Here is a 14,764-nt window from a genome sequence, read left to right on the forward strand (position 1 = left end):
GAGCCTTCCATGGCCACGGTGAAAGTCGATTCCAACAACTTCCAGGCCGAGGTTCTCGACGCCGGCAAACCGGTGGTCGTCGACTTCTGGGCGGAATGGTGTGGCCCCTGCAAGATGATCGCCCCGAGCCTCGAGGAAATCTCGAACGAGATGGGCGACGTCCAGATCGCCAAGCTCAACATCGACGAGAACCCGGACCTCGCCGCGCAGTACGGCGTGCGCTCGATCCCGACGCTGATGATCTTCAAGAACGGCGAGCACGCCGACACGATGATCGGCGCGGCGGCGAAGTCGAAGCTCGCCGACTGGATCAAGAGCAACGCCGCCTGAGCGCGGCGACACGTTTCACGTGAAACATCGAGGAAGCCCGGCCAATGCGCCGGGCTTTTCTATTCCGGGACCAATCCGCTCAAGCCCAGCACCTCGCCAGCCAGATAAAGCGAGCCGCAGACGAGGAAGCGCGGTGCGACCGGTTCCGGCCAGCCGTCCGCGACGCTGCGGATCGCCGCCTCGACGCCCTCCGCCGTTTCAGCTTCCAGACCCGCACTGCGTGCGGCCTCGGCCAGCGCCTCGGGGTCGAGTCCGGCATCCGAGTTGCGGACCGGCACCGCGAGGACGCGGCGGGCGATGCCGGCGAAGGGCGCGAAGAAGCCGGCCGGGTCCTTGGTGTTGAGCATACCGACGACGAGGACGAGCGGGCGTGACACGCGCTCCTCCATGTCGGCGAGAGCTTCCGCGATCACCGCGCCCGCGCCTGGATTGTGCCCCCCGTCGAGCCAAAGCTCGGCCCCCTCGCCGGCGGCCGCCTTCAGCGGTCCCGACCGGATCTGCTGCATCCGCCCCGGCCAGTCGACCGCGAGAAGGCCTCGCTCGATCGACTTCTGCGTCGGCGCGAAACCGGCTTGCCTAAGGGTCGCGATCGCCGTCGCGGCATTGGCGAGCTGGTGGCGGCCGGGAAGCCGCGGCAGCGGCAGGTCGAGGAGGCCGCGATCGTCCTGGTAGACCATGCGGCCGTGCTCCTCGAAGGCGAGGAAATCCTCGCCGTAGACGGAAACCGGCGCGAAGCTCCGGCGAGCGGCGCGGACGAGCACCTCCTCCGCCGCGCCTTCCGTCTGCCGGCCGATCACCACCGGGCTACCATGCTTCACGATGCCGGCCTTCTCGCCGGCGATCTTCGCGACCGTGTCGCCGAGATAGGACTGGTGATCGAGCGAGACCGTGGTGATCGCACATGCCGCCGGGCGCTCCACGACGTTGGTCGCGTCGAGCCGGCCGCCCAGCCCGACCTCCATCACGCAGCAATCCGCCGGATGCTCCGAGAACAGGACGAACATCGCGGCGGTCAGGATCTCGAACACCGTGATCGGCTCGCCCGCATTCGCCGCGGCGACGCGCCCGATCGCTTCCGCCAGCACGGCGTCCTCGACCAGCCGGCCGGGACCGTCCGTCCGGCCGAGCCGGAAGCGCTCCCGCCAGTCGACGAGATGCGGCGAGGTGTGGACATGGACCGCGAGCCCCTGCCCTTCGAGCATCGCCCGGACGAAGGCGACCGTCGAGCCCTTGCCGTTGGTGCCGGCGACGTGGATCACCGGCGGCAGGCGGCGGTGCGGGTTGTCGAGCCGGTCCAAGAGCCGCTCGATCCGCGTCAGCGCGAGGTCGTAGCCCCTCGGGTGGACGAGCGACAGCCGCTCGATGGCGTCGGCAGCGAGGCCCGGCATGGAGGATCGGGTGCCTTACGCGCTCACTCGGCCGCGTGCGCGAGTTCGGCGGGCGCGGCGGGCGCCGCGTCGTTGGCGGCCTCCGGCCGATGCACCTCCGCCGGGTGCTTCATCATCACCTTCAGGAGCCGCGCGATCGTCCGCTTCAGGTCGTGGCGGTGCACCACCATGTCGACCATGCCGTGCTCCATCAGGTACTCGGCGCGCTGGAAGCCCTCGGGGAGCTTCTCGCGGATGGTCTGCTCGATGACGCGCTGGCCGGCGAAGCCGATCAGCGCGCCGGGCTCGGCGATATGGACGTCGCCGAGCATCGCGTAGGACGCGGTGACGCCGCCCGTGGTCGGATTCGTCAGGACGACGATGTAGGGAAGCCCCGCCTCCTTCACCATCTCGACCGCGACCGTGGTTCGGGGAAGCTGCATCAGGGACAGGATGCCTTCCTGCATGCGCGCGCCGCCGGAGCCGGCGAAGAGCACCAGCGGGCGACGGCGCTCGACGGCGCTTTCCGCGGCCGTGACGATCGCCTCGCCGGCCGCCATGCCGAGCGAGCCGCCCATGAAGGCGAAGTCCTGCACGGCGGCGACGATGCCGAGGCCTTCGATCGAGCCCCGGGCGACGAGGACCGAGTCCTCGAGACCGGTCTTCGTGCGGCTATCCTTCAGGCGGTCGACGTAGCGCCGCTCGTCGCGGAACTTCAGCGGGTCGGCCGCGACCTTCTTCAATTCCAGCGCATGGTACTCGCCGTCGTCGAAGAAACTTTTCAGCCGCTCCTTTGCCGAGATACGCATGTGGTGGTTCGAGGACGGGATGACCCACTGGTTGGCCTCGAGGTCCTTGTGGAAGACCATCTCGCCGGTCTCGGGACACTTGATCCACAGGTTCTCCGGCACCTCGGTGCGCGTGAGAAGGCTGGTGATCTTCGGACGGACGTAGTTGGTGATCCAGTTCAAGACGTGTGTTCCGTCGCCGGTGCGAATGGTTGGCGGGTCAGATGGCCCCGAATTCAGGCCTCGGCAAGGCTTTTCTCGGCGATGCCCGTTTTGAGCGAGCGCACGAGCGTGAGAACGGCGTCGGCCGTGGCATCGCTCGCGCGCCCGTCTTCGAGCGAAGTCTCGATGGCTGCGACCAGCGCCGAGCCCACCACGACGCCGTCCGCCGCCCGGCCGATCTCGCGCGCCTGGTCCGGCGTGCGGACGCCGAAGCCGACGCAGACCGGCAGGTCGGTATGCTTCTTGATACGCGCGACGGCGGCCCCGACGCGGCCCGCATCCGGCGCGGCGGAGCCGGTAATGCCGGTGATCGAGACGTAGTAGACGAAGCCGGACGTGTTGCGGAGCACCGCCGGCAGGCGCCGGTCGTCGGTGGTGGGCGTCGCGAGGCGCACGAAGGCGAGACCGCCCTGCATCGCCGGCAGGCAGAGTTCGTCGTCCATCTCCGGCGGCAGGTCGACGACGATCAGGCCGTCAACGCCGGCCGCATGCGCATCGGCGACGAAGCGTTCGACGCCGTAGACGTAGATCGGGTTGAAGTAGCCCATCAGGATGATCGGCGTCTCGCCCTCCGCCTCGCGGAAACGGCGGACGGTCGCCAGCGTCTTCGCCAGGGTCTCGCCGCCTTTCAGGGCGCGCAGGCCCGCCTTCTGGATCGCCGGTCCGTCCGCCATCGGATCGGAGAAGGGCATGCCGAGTTCGATCAGGTCGGCGCCCGCTTCGGGCAGCCCGCGCATGATGGCGAAGGCCGTGTCCGGGTCCGGGTCGCCAGCCATCAGGAAGGTGACGAGCGCGGGCCGGCCCTCTTCCTTCAGCTTGGCGAACCGGGCGTCGATGCGGGCGGTCATGGGTCAGTAGCTTCCGTCGGGCAGCGACGCTGCCAGGTAGTCCTCGGCGCTTCTACCGTGCATGATCGTCCGAACATAGAGGTCGCGCTCGAAGGAGATCGGCACGAGTTCCCAGACGCAGGCCATCAGCGGCCGGTCACGTGCCTCGAAGCGGATCGGGCCGGCGAGCGGCGAGGACCACAGGAGTTGCCCGAGGATGCCGCCCGGCAGCCACCAGTGGAGCAACAGCCAAAGCGCCTCCTCGCCGCGATGCAGGATCACGAAGCCGAGGCCGTTGGCCGAACCGTCGGCCACAACGGTTTCACGGGCAAGCGCAATCGCCTCCGCGCTCATCGGCTCGGGCGTGGCGGTGATCGTAAATAGCTTCAGCGCCGCGTGGTCCGCTTCCCATCGCCCGGCAGAGCGCACCGCGCGGGGGCGGTAAGCGGTCTCGGCTTTGGCCTCTGTGGTCAAAGCTCCACGCCGAGATGCTTCGCAGCCGTGAAGACGTCCTTGTCGCCGCGGCCGCAGAGATTCATCAGGATGATCCGGTCCTTCCCCAGCTTCGGCGCGCGCTTCACCACCTCCGCCAGCGCGTGGGCCGGCTCCAGCGCCGGGATGATGCCTTCGACGCGGGTAAGCAGGCGGAAGGCGTCGAGCGCTTCGCGGTCCATGATCGGCACGTATTCGACCCGGCCCATGTCCTTCAGCCAGGAGTGCTCCGGCCCGATGCCGGGATAGTCGAGGCCGGCGGAGATCGAGTGGCCCTCCTTGATCTGGCCCTCCGGCGTCTGGAGGAGGTAGGTGCGGTTGCCGTGCAGGACGCCCGGCGAGCCGGCCGTCAGCGAGGCGCAGTGCTCCTCGCCGTCGAGGCCCCTGCCGCCCGCCTCGACGCCGACCATCGCGACGTCGCGGTCGTCGAGGAACGGATGGAACAGGCCGATCGCGTTCGAGCCGCCGCCGACCGCCGCGACGAGAAGGTCCGGCAGGCGGCCTTCGGCGGCCAGCATCTGCTCGCGCGCCTCCTTGCCGATCACGGACTGGAATTCCCGGACAAGCTCTGGATAAGGGTGCGGGCCGGCGGCGGTGCCGATCAGGTAGTAGGTCGACTCGACGTTCGTCACCCAGTCGCGCAGCGCCTCGTTCATCGCGTCCTTCAGCGTGCCGTGGCCGGCCGTCACCGGGATCACCTCGGCGCCGAGAAGCTTCATCCGGAAGACGTTCGGCGCCTGCCGCTCGACATCGGTCGCACCCATGTAGACGACGCAGGGCAGACCGAACCGGGCGCAGACCGTCGCCGTCGCGACGCCGTGCTGGCCGGCGCCGGTCTCGGCGATGATCCGCGTCTTGCCCATCTTTCGGGCGAGGAGGATCTGCCCGAGGCAGTTGTTGATCTTGTGCGAGCCGGTGTGGTTCAGCTCGTCGCGCTTGAAGTAGACCTTCGCGCCGCCGAGCTCCTCCGTCAGCCGCTCGGCGAAGTAGAGCGGCGACGGCCGGCCCGTATAGTGCGCGTTGAGCTTGTCGAGTTCCCGGCGGAAACCCTCGTCCGCCCGCGCCGTCTTCCACGCCTCCTCGAGGTCGAGGATCAGCGGCATCAGCGTTTCGGCGACGAAGCGGCCGCCGAACAGGCCGAAGCGGCCGTCCTCGTCCGGGCCGGCGCGGAAGGAATTGGGATGGGCGATCTCGTTCACGAGGCTTTCCGTTCCTGAATGGGAGGTGCGCCGTCGAGCGCGTCGAAGAAGGCCTCGATCAGGGCGACGTCCTTGACGCCCGGCGCGGATTCAACGCCGGACGAGACGTCGATGCCGGCCGGCGAGACGAGCGCCAGCGCCTCGGCCACGTTGCCGGCATGGAGGCCGCCGGACAGCATGTAGCGAGTGGCCGGATCGAGCGCCGCGAGCAGTCGCCAGTCGAAGGAAACGCCGTTGCCGCCCGGAAGCTCCGAACCCTTCGGCCGCTTGGCATCGAGGAGGATGGCATCCGCGACCGGACGATAGGCGGCGACGGCATCCAGATCTGCAGCGGACCCGACCGACAATGCCTTCATCGCCGGCAACCCGGTCCGCCGCTTCACTTCGGCGAGGCGCTCCGGGGTTTCGTGCCCGTGGAGTTGCAGCATGTCGGGCCGGACGCGCGCGGCGATCGCGCCCAGCGTCGCGTCGTCGGCATCCACCGTGACGACGACGAGCTTCACGCCAGGCGGCACAAGCGGGCGTAGCGCCGCCATCGCGTCGAGCGACAGGTGGCGCGGGCTCTTCGGGAAATGGATGAAGCCGACATGCGTCGCGCCGCGTGCGCTCGCGCGCTCGATCGTTTCCGCCGTGCTCAACCCGCAGATCTTGATGTCCATCGCCATGACGGTCCTGCTTATCGCGCTCGGCCACTGCCGCCGCAAGGGCTTCACTTCGCGCCGAAATCGATCGCGTGGAGCGACGCGCCGTTCGCCTTCAGCCAGGCGCGCCCCGCCGGGGTGCCGGGGCAGAGTTCGCGGCAGAGCGCCCAGAAGTCGGCGCCGTGGTTCATCTGCCGGAAATGCGCCACCTCGTGCGCCGCGAGGTAGTCGAGCACGGCGGGCGGCGCCATGACGATGCGCCAGGAGAAGGCGAGCCGGCGGTCAGCGGTGCAGGAGCCCCAGCGGCTCGTCGTGTCCTTCAGGGCGAGCGCCTTCGGCTTCAGCCCGACCGTCGCGGCGTGCCGGTCGACGGCGGCCTGCAGGTCGGACCGGGCCGCGCGCTTGAGAGCGTCGGCGACGCGGCGGGAGAAATGTTCGAGCCCGCCGCCGACGACGAGATGGGATGCACCATCGATTTCCTGGAACGCGGTGCCGCGCCGATCCGGGCGATGGACGAGAGTGAGCTCGCCCCCACGGAACGGCAGCACCGCCCCCGGCTCCACGACGAGCGTCGGCGCGGCGCGGTCGAGCCGGGCGGCGATCCAGCCGCGATGGCGCTCGACGAAGTCGAGGACGGACGCCGAGGACGCCCGCGGCGGCGCGGTCACCGCGATGCCGCCGTCCTTCAGCCGGAGCGTCAGGCGCTTCGCGAGCGGATGGCGGTTCAGGCGCAGCGGCACGGCGCGCCCGGCGATCTCCACCGTATCCGGCAGGAGGACGGCGGGCCTTCGTCCGGCGCGAAGCAGGCTCAGCGGCATGGGGAGGAGGCGAGCGGCATGGTCGCGGCGATCAAACCACGCCGCCCAGGAAAAAGCGACGGCCGCGAGAGGCGGCCGCCGCTCCGTTGACGTTCGTGCGGGACGGGCTCAGCCCTCGACGATCGGGCCTTCGCCGGCCGGGCGGCCGCGGCGGTTCGACATGAAGCGGTCGAACTCCTCCTGGTCCTTGGCGCGGCGGAGTTCGCGGGCATAGGCCTCGAACTCGGCGCGCGACTCGTCGAGCTTCCGGCGCTCCTCGTCGAGGCGCTTCAGCTCGGCCTCGCGCCAGTCGTCGAAGGCGACGTTGCCGGTGCGATCCATGAACACTGGCCCGCCCCGGCGACCCCGGCCCCAGCCGGCGCGGCGGACGCCGCCCATGAAGCGGTCGGTGGAGCGGTTCACGTCCGTGCGGAAGGCTTCCAGCCGATCGCCCCAGATGATGTAGGCGAGAACGGCGAGGCCGAGCGGCCAGTAGAGCATGAAGCCGCCGACCATCAGGGCGATGGTCGCGGGCGTCCAGGCCGGTCGTATGAGGGCGTGCGATGTCATCGAGGCGCTTCCTTGTCGAGAACCGCGGCGATGCTGCCGCGTCGGATTCGAGATGGGAGCGCCGAAAACCGGCTTCAATGCGAATTCGTTAAAATCCGCGCTCAGCGCGGCCGGCGCGACCGCGGCGGGCGGTTCGCCGGGGCGGCGGGCTCGCGGCCGGCTTCGAGCGACGCGACGGCTTCGCTCGCGGTCTGCGGCGCGGTCGCGTCGGCGGCGACCGCCTCGACGGGAAGCTGCGCCTCGGCCGGCCCGCCTGCCGCCGCGCTCGCGCGCGCGGCCCGCGCCGCGACGCCGGCCGCACCGTGGGTCAGCGCGAAGTCGATCATCCGCGGCGCGATCTCGGCGCGGAAGCGCGAGCCGTTGAACACGCCGTAGTGCCCGACCTTCGGCTGCAGGTAGTGCGCGCGCCGGTCCGCCGGGATCGACGGGCAAAGCCGGTGCGCGGCTTCCGTCTGGCCGACGCCGGAAATGTCGTCGTTCTCGCCCTCCACCGTGAAGAGCGCCGTCCGCCGGATCGCCGCCAGGTCGATGCGCTCGCCCCGGTGGGTCATCGTGCCCCGCGGCAGGTCGTGCCGGATGAAGACGCGCTCGACCGTATCGAGATAGAACTCGGCCGCGAGGTCCATCACGGCGTTGTATTCGTCGTAGAACTCGCGGTGCTTGGCCGCCCCGTCGCCGTCGTTCTTCACGAGGTGCATGAAAAAGTCTTTATGCGCGATGAGGTGGCGGTCGAGGTTCATCGACATGAAGCCGGAGAGTTGCAGGAAGCCCGGATAGACCGCCCGGCCGAAGCCCGCATGCGGGAAAGGCACGGTCATCACGGCGTTGTCGCGGAACCAGTCGATGCCGTGCTCGGCCGCCAGCCGGTTCACGGCGGTCGGGTTGACCCGCGTGTCGATCGGCCCGCCCATCAACGTCATCGTGGCGGGGAACGCCGGATCGCCCGCCGCCTCCATCACGGCGGTCGCCATCATCACCGGCACGGCGGGCTGGCAGACGCCGACCACATGCGTGTCCGGGCCGATGAAGCGCAGGAACTCGATCAGGTAGTCGACGTAATCGTCGAGGCCGAAGGGCCCCGCCGCGAGCGGCACGGTGCGGGCGTCGATCCAGTCGGTGATGTAGACGTCGGCATAGGGCAGCAGCGCCTCCACCGTGCCGCGGAGCAGCGTCGCGTAGTGACCGCTCATCGGCGCGACGAGCAGGAAGCGGGGGCCGCGCGGCCGGCCTTCCGGTAGGGCCCGGTCGAAGTGGAGAAGCCGGCAGAAGGTCTTCTCCACCGCCACCCGCTCGGCGACGGGCACGCGCATGCCCTTCACCACGGTCTCGTCGAGACCGAATTCCGGCTTGCCGTAGACGCGGGTGGTGCGCTCGAACAGTTCGGCCATCGCGGCGACGGCGCGCCCGCCTTCCGTGTGCGAGAACGGGTTCAGCGGGTTGGTGTAGAGCAGCTTGGTCGCGTCGGCGACGGCGCGGAGCGGCGCCAGCGCCGCGTGGTTCCATTCGTAGAAATGGTACATCATCCGCACTCGCCTGGGATCCGCTACTGAACTAGCACCTCTTGCTGCAGCGCACAAACGACACCGGGCGTTGCGGCCCGCCTCGTCGTGCCCGCAAAGCCCAAGGTAGGCATACGGAGCTTACCGGAGGCTGCGGCATCGTCGCCCGGCGGCGGAAACCTGCCGGTGGGATGAACGGAAACTTGCGTCGGCCCGGCCGTCACTCGACGCCTTCGACGAGCACCATCTCGGCATCCGCCACCTCCCGCCGGATTGCCTTCGCCTCCTGGTAGGCGGGGCTGTCGTAGCAGGCCTTGGCCGCATCCATGCTGGGGAACTCGATCACGACGTTGCGGGTCCGCGCCTTGCCTTCGAGTTCCGTCAGCGGTCCGCCCCGCGCCAGGAACCGCGCGCCGTATTCGGCGAAGGCGGGAGCGGCGGTGGCGACGTAGTCCTGGTACCGCTCCGGGTCCCGCACGTCGACGCGTGCGATCCAGTAGGCTTTCGGCATGTGTTTCGGCTCCCGTTCCGTTGGAACAGGCAAGATGCGCCGCCGGCCTCTGCCTTCAAGCCGGAACGGCGGCCATCTCGGCGAGGATCGCCGCCGCCGCCGCGCGCCGGTCGGGCGCCCCGACGATCGGACGCGCCACCACGAGATGCGAGGCGCCGGCGCGAAGCGCGTCGGCGGGTGTGACGACGCGTTTCTGGTCGCCCGCCGCCGCACCGGTCGGGCGGATGCCGGGCGTGACGATCGCCATTCCCCGACCGACGATCTCGCGCAGCCGCCCGGCTTCCGCCGCCGAGGCGACGATGCCGCCCATGCCGGCATCGCGCGCTTGGGCCGCGCGCCGCTCCACGAGACTTGCGACGCTCGCTTCCCCGTAGCCGGCCTCAACGAGATCGGCGTCGTCCATAGAGGTCAGCACCGTGACGCCGAGGACGAGGAGGTCGGTGCCAGCCGCCGCCTTCGCCGCGGCGCGCATCACCTTCGGATAGGCATGGACCGTGGTCATCGCCGCGCCGAGACGAAGGACGCTCCCGATGCCCTTTTCCACCGTGTTGTCGATGTCGTGGAGCTTGAGGTCGAGAAACACCGACTTGCCCGCGCGGGCCAGCTCGCCGACGAGGTCCAGTCCCCCGGCGAAGCCGAGCTGGTAGCCGATCTTGTAGGCCGAAACGGTTGTCCCGAGTTCCGCGACGACGGCTTCCGCCTCCGCGCGGGAGGCGACGTCGAGGCCGACGATCAGCCGCGGGTCGGCCGCCACCGCGCTCATTCGGCGGTTTCGTCCTCGCGCGGGATATCCACCGTGACGGTGGTGCCGATCGTGTCGGAATTGACGTCGAGCCGGGCGTCGAGGCCGCGCACGAGGCTGAGGACGATCCGCCCGCCGAGTCCCTTGCCGCCGCTCGGTGCGTCGCTATCCCCGTCGCCGCCGGGCTCCTCCGCCAAAGCGGAGGTGCGGGCAGCCTGTGTCGAAACCGCGTTCGGACGCGGGTCCGGCGGTTGTCCCGGCTCGCGGCCGTGCAGCTTGCCTTCGGTGCCTTCCGAAATGGCGTCGGCGATCTGGCGTGCCATGTTCGGCTCGGCAGAAGCCGGCTCCCCGGCAGAACCCGGTTTCGCCGAGGCGACATGCGACTCGATCTCGTGCGCCGCCGCCTGGTCGATGGCGTCGGGCTCGCCTCCCTGGCCGTGCGGCCATTTGCTGTTCGCCGCCATGCCGACGCCGTCATCGGTGACGGTGAGGCGGATGACGCCGGAGGACAGCATCTTCAGCCGCGCCTCGACCAGCCCTTCCTCGCGCCCGTCGAAGGCGTGCTTCAAGGCGTTGGTGAGGAGTTCGGAGAACAGGAGGCCGATCCGCGCGGCGCGGTCGACGTTGACGTCCACCGCGTCGCAGTCGACGTTGATCCTGACCGAGCGCCGGCCGTCGAGATGGCCGATCGTCGCCGCGATGCGGCTGACATAGGCGCCGAGCGGCACGCGCTTCGAGCGCGAATGGGCGACGCCGGCCTCCGTCATCTCCTGGTAAAGGAGCTGCAGGCTCTCGATGCGGCGGGCCAGCGCGTTGAACGAATCCTCGCTGGTCTTCATCCGCGCCTGCATGCGGATCATGCCGATGATCATCGCGAGATGGTTCTTCACGCGGTGCTGGATCTCGCCGAGCAGCGTGTCGAGCGACAGCGTCCCCGGTCCGCCGTCGCGCGCCGTGATCGCATCGTGCGGCCCCTCGCTCATGTCGCGCTGGACGCCGAGGAAGCACTGGAGCCGGCCCTCGCCGTCGTAGAGCGGCGTGATCATCAACCGGTTCAGGAACTTCGTGCCGTCCGCCCGGTAGTTCACGAGGTCGAGCGAGATGTCCTTCTGCGCTTTCAGGGCGTCGCTGATCCTGACATGCGCGTTCGGATCGGTGTCCGGTCCCTGCAGGAAGCGGCAGTTGCGCCCGATCGCAGCCGCCGGCGCGTAGCCGGTGATCCGCCCGAACGCGTCGTTGACGTAGACGATCGGATTGTCTTCGAGATACGGGTTCGTCAGAACCAGTGCGAGCGGCACCTTGGCGAGCGCCGCAGCGGTGATGCCGTCCGGCATCCCGCTCGGAGCCGACGTGTCGGTGTTGTCTGACTGCATGCCGTGGTTCGATCGGCCCCGTTACGTCGGATCGTGCAAGGATGGATGTTGCAGACGGCGCCAGCCCCGGCCGCCGTTCCTCACCATAGAGGGCGTCGGCGGAACCTGTCGACCGTTAGGGGACCAATAGCCGCAGCCGGGAACCGGTTTTCGGTGGCCGGCTGCAGAATTCTCAGTGCGCCTCTTCCCAGTTCCCGGCGGCGCGCGCCTCCACCACGAGCGGCACCTGGAGATCGACCACCGGCTTCTCGGCGTTCTCCATCACCTCGCGGATCACCGGGATCGTCGCGTCGATCTCCTCTTCGGCGACCTCGAAGACCAGCTCGTCGTGGACCTGCAGCAGCATCCGGGCCGAAAGCTTCGCCTCTGCCAGCGCGTCCTCCATGCGGACCATCGCGCGCCGGATGATGTCGGCCGCCGTGCCCTGGATCGGCGCGTTCATCGCGGCGCGCTCGTTGAAGGCGCGCATCTGCGGATTGGACGAGGCGATGTCGGGATAGTGCGCCCGCCGCCCGAACAGCGTCTCGACATAGCCCTGGCGCTTCGCCAGCGCCTTGGTGCCGTCCATGTAGTCGCGGATGCCGGGAAAGCGCTCGAAGTAGCGCTTGATGTACGAGCCGGCCTCCTCGCGCCCGATGCCGAGCTGGTTGGCGAGGCCGAAGGCCGAGATGCCGTAGATGATGCCGAAGTTGATGGTCTTTGCCCGCCGGCGCATGGCGGGGTCCATGCCTTCGCGCGGCACGCCGAACATCTCGGACGCCGCCATGACGTGGATATCGATCCCCTCGCGGAACGCCTCGATCAGCTGCGGGATGCCGGCCATGTGGGCGAGGAGCCGCAGCTCGATCTGCGAGTAGTCGGCCGAGACGAGCCGGCTCCCCTCCGGCGCGACGAAGGCGGTGCGGATTTCGCGCCCCTCGCGCGTCCGGACCGGGATGTTCTGCAGGTTCGGGTCGGACGAGGACAGGCGGCCCGTCGTGGTGGAGGCCATCGAGAACGAGGTGTGGATGCGCCCCTCGCCGTCGAGATGGGCCGGCAACGCGTCCGTATAGGTGCCCTTCAGCTTGGTGAGCTGGCGCCAGTCCACCACCTTCCGGGGCAGCTCGTGGCCTTCCGCCGCCAGTTCCTCGAGCTTCCGGACGTCGGTCGCCCACTGGCCGCTCTTGGTCTTCTTGCCGCCGGGAAGTCCCAGCTTGCCGAAGAGCACGTCGCCGAGCTGCTTCGGCGAGCCCGGATTGAAGCTCTCGCCCGCGATTTTCGAGATCTCGGCTTCGAGTTCCGCCGTCCGTTGCGCGAAGCGGCCCGACAGGCGCGACAGGATCTGCCGGTCGACCTTGACGCCGCGCTCCTCCATCCGCGCCAGCACCGGCACCAGCGGCCGCTCCAGCCGCTCGTAGACGTGGGTCAGCTTCTCGGCGACGAGGCGGGGCTTCAGGACGCGCCAGAGCCGCAGCGTCACGTCCGCGTCCTCGGCGGCGTATTTGGTCACCTTGTCGATCGCGACCGCCGCGATGGGCTTGGCGGATTTCCCCGAGCCGCAGAGGTCCTTGTAGCTGATCGGCTTGTGGCCGAGGAAGCGCTCGGACAATTCGTCCATGCCGTGCCCGTCGAGCGAGGCGGAAGCGTCGAGCACGTAGGAGATCAGCATCGTGTCGTCGAAGGGATGGATGGTGATCCCCTCGCGGCGCATCACCAGCCAGTCGAACTTGACGTTCTGGCCGACCTTCAGGATTGCGGGGTCTTCCAGGACGGGCTTCAGGATGGCGATCGCGTCCCGCACCGGCACCTGCGCGCCGACGCCCGCCTTCGCCTCCTCGCCGGAGAGGAGGTCGGTCGCCCCTTCCGCTACATGGGCGAGCGGCAGATAGGCCGCCTCGCCGGGCGCGACGGCGAAGGAAACGCCGATGAGGTTCGCATTGGTCGCGAGCAGCGAGTCGGTTTCGGTGTCGAAGGCGACGATGCCCGTTTCCCGCGCGCGCTCCATCCAAGCTTCGAGCGTCGCGGCATCGCGGATCGTGGCGTAAGCCTTCAGGTCGAACGTCTCGGCCGCCGCCTGCTCGCGCCGCTCGGCCGCGAGGTTTTCCGGCCGCAGCGGCAGGCCGCCCCCCGACTTCGCGGCCGGGGCGGGCTTGGCCCCTGCATCGAGATCCGGCCCGCGCACTTCGCCGTCGGTCACCTCGATCTTCGCCGTCTCGACGGAGCCTGCATCCGTGCCGAGCGCCGCCGAAACGCGCCGCGTCAGCGTGGTGAATTCCATCGCCTTGAGATAGGCGATCAGCTTCTCGCCGTCCGGCTCGTGCAGCTTCAGGTCCGCCAAGGGCACGTCGAGCGGCATGTCCTGTTCCAGCGTGACGAGCCGCTTCGACAGCCGGGCCTGCTCTGCGAAGGCCTGGAGATTCTCGCGGCGCTTGGCCTGCTTGATCTCGCCGGCGCGCTCCAGAAGGGCTTCCAGCGTGCCGTAGGTCTCCAGAAGCTCGGCCGCCGTCTTCGGACCGATGCCCGGCACGCCCGGCACGTTGTCGGACGTGTCGCCGACGAGCGCCTGGAGGTCGATCATCTTCTCCGGGAGGACGCCGAACTTCTCGCGCACGTCCTCCGGCCCGAGCCGCTTGTCCTTCATCTGGTCGTAGAGGATGACGCCCGGCCCGACGAGCTGCATCAGGTCCTTGTCGGACGAGACGATGGTGACGTCGCCGCCGGCTTCCACCGCCTGGCGCGTATAGGTCGCGATGAGGTCGTCCGCCTCGAAGCCCTGCTGCTCGATGCAGGGCAGGTCGAAGGCGCGCACCGCCTCGCGGATCAGGGCGAACTGGGGGCGAAGGTCTTCCGGCGGCTCGGCGCGGTTCGCCTTGTAATGCTCGTAGAGTTCGTTGCGGAAGGTCGTCGACGAATGGTCGAAGATCACCGCGAAATGGGTCGGCACGGTGCCGACCGCCGTGTCGCGCGACTCCTCGACGAGCTTCCAGAGCATGTTGCAGAAGCCGGCGACCGCACCGACCGGCAACCCGTCGGATTTGCGCGTCAACGGCGGCAGCGCGTGGTAGGCGCGGAAGATGTAGGCCGAGCCGTCGACGAGAAAGAGATGATCGCCCTTCTGCATGGGCGATGCCTAGCCTGCGGCGCCCTTCGAGTCCATGCGGCGGGGCGGCGGGTTCCACCCGGGCGGAGGCGGCGGCCCTACTTGGCGCTGCTTTGCGACCTGCGATTATTCTTGCCGAATCGTAATGGAGTTTTCACGCGCAAGTGAGTCGCAGCCGGTTCGGGAGGGTTGAAAAAGCAACGAAAGGGGATCACATGTGGGGCAACGGCGCGGCAGGACCGCGTCGGCTTCGGCCAAGGCAAGTCCCCCGCTCTTGTGCCGAACATGAGAAGTTCCCGGTCCCATCCCCCCTCGCGGGACCCTATG

General features: G+C 69.2%; 14 protein-coding genes. 1 reads left to right on the forward strand and 13 read right to left on the reverse strand.

From position 1 onward, the window contains the following. Window positions 1-9 precede the first annotated feature (9 nt). A complete protein-coding gene (trxA, locus tag F6X38_RS02110; RefSeq protein ID WP_150967871.1) occupies window positions 10-330 on the forward strand; it encodes a thioredoxin in 321 nt (106 codons plus the stop codon). 59 nt (window positions 331-389) lie between these two features. Here the strand turns inward: trxA and F6X38_RS02115 are convergent, their stop codons facing one another. The 13 genes from F6X38_RS02115 to polA all read right to left on the reverse strand — a co-directional run bounded on the left by F6X38_RS02115 (window position 390) and on the right by polA (window position 14,458). After that, complete coding sequence (locus F6X38_RS02115) at window positions 390-1,718, reverse strand: bifunctional folylpolyglutamate synthase/dihydrofolate synthase (RefSeq protein WP_150967872.1); 1,329 nt, start codon at window positions 1,716-1,718, stop codon at window positions 390-392. Between the two features lie 23 nt (window positions 1,719-1,741). Continuing rightward, the gene (accD, locus tag F6X38_RS02120) at window positions 1,742-2,668 is read right to left on the reverse strand and encodes an acetyl-CoA carboxylase, carboxyltransferase subunit beta (protein WP_150967873.1); all 927 of its coding nucleotides are present in this window, start codon (window positions 2,666-2,668) and stop codon (window positions 1,742-1,744) included. A gap of 53 nt (window positions 2,669-2,721) precedes the next feature. Then, entirely contained in the window at window positions 2,722-3,555 is an 834-nt protein-coding gene (gene trpA, locus F6X38_RS02125; RefSeq protein ID WP_150967874.1) for a tryptophan synthase subunit alpha, read from the reverse strand. Window positions 3,556-3,558: 3 nt separating this feature from the next. After that, window positions 3,559-4,008 (reverse strand): hypothetical protein, encoded by a 450-nt coding sequence (locus F6X38_RS02130; RefSeq protein WP_150967875.1) that lies wholly within the window; start codon window positions 4,006-4,008, stop codon window positions 3,559-3,561. Continuing rightward, a complete protein-coding gene (gene trpB / locus F6X38_RS02135; protein WP_150967876.1) occupies window positions 4,005-5,225 on the reverse strand; it encodes a tryptophan synthase subunit beta in 1,221 nt (406 codons plus the stop codon). Before trpB ends, F6X38_RS02130 begins: the two co-directional genes overlap by 4 nt. Then, entirely contained in the window at window positions 5,222-5,890 is a 669-nt protein-coding gene (locus F6X38_RS02140; protein ID WP_150967877.1) for a phosphoribosylanthranilate isomerase, read from the reverse strand. Before F6X38_RS02140 ends, trpB begins: the two co-directional genes overlap by 4 nt. A 44-nt stretch (window positions 5,891-5,934) precedes the next feature. Beyond that, window positions 5,935-6,684, reverse strand: a complete 750-nt coding sequence (locus tag F6X38_RS02145; protein ID WP_150967878.1) for a M48 family metallopeptidase — start codon at window positions 6,682-6,684, stop codon at window positions 5,935-5,937. Window positions 6,685-6,792: 108 nt separating this feature from the next. Continuing rightward, window positions 6,793-7,233: a DUF2852 domain-containing protein gene (locus F6X38_RS02150; protein ID WP_150967879.1), complete on the reverse strand. Its 441-nt coding sequence runs from the start codon at window positions 7,231-7,233 to the stop codon at window positions 6,793-6,795. Between the two features lie 101 nt (window positions 7,234-7,334). After that, complete coding sequence (locus F6X38_RS02155; RefSeq protein WP_150967880.1) at window positions 7,335-8,756, reverse strand: polyhydroxyalkanoate depolymerase; 1,422 nt, start codon at window positions 8,754-8,756, stop codon at window positions 7,335-7,337. A 196-nt stretch (window positions 8,757-8,952) separates the two neighbouring features. Further along, on the reverse strand, window positions 8,953-9,243 hold the full coding sequence (locus tag F6X38_RS02160; RefSeq protein WP_150967881.1) for a DUF1330 domain-containing protein: 291 nt from the start codon (window positions 9,241-9,243) through the stop codon (window positions 8,953-8,955). A 55-nt stretch (window positions 9,244-9,298) separates the two neighbouring features. Next, entirely contained in the window at window positions 9,299-10,006 is a 708-nt protein-coding gene (gene pyrF / locus F6X38_RS02165; protein WP_150967882.1) for an orotidine-5'-phosphate decarboxylase, read from the reverse strand. Next, window positions 10,003-11,358 carry a PAS domain-containing protein gene (locus F6X38_RS02170; protein WP_150967883.1) on the reverse strand — a complete coding sequence of 452 codons (1,356 nt, stop codon included), beginning with the start codon at window positions 11,356-11,358 and terminating at the stop codon, window positions 10,003-10,005. Before F6X38_RS02170 ends, pyrF begins: the two co-directional genes overlap by 4 nt. A gap of 172 nt (window positions 11,359-11,530) precedes the next feature. Then, the gene (gene polA, locus F6X38_RS02175) at window positions 11,531-14,458 is read right to left on the reverse strand and encodes a DNA polymerase I (RefSeq protein ID WP_150967884.1); all 2,928 of its coding nucleotides are present in this window, start codon (window positions 14,456-14,458) and stop codon (window positions 11,531-11,533) included. Window positions 14,459-14,764 lie beyond the last annotated feature (306 nt).

The sequence above is a fragment of the Plantimonas leprariae genome, from assembly GCF_008802405.1.
Lineage (GTDB): Bacteria > Pseudomonadota > Alphaproteobacteria > Rhizobiales > Rhizobiaceae > Plantimonas > Plantimonas leprariae.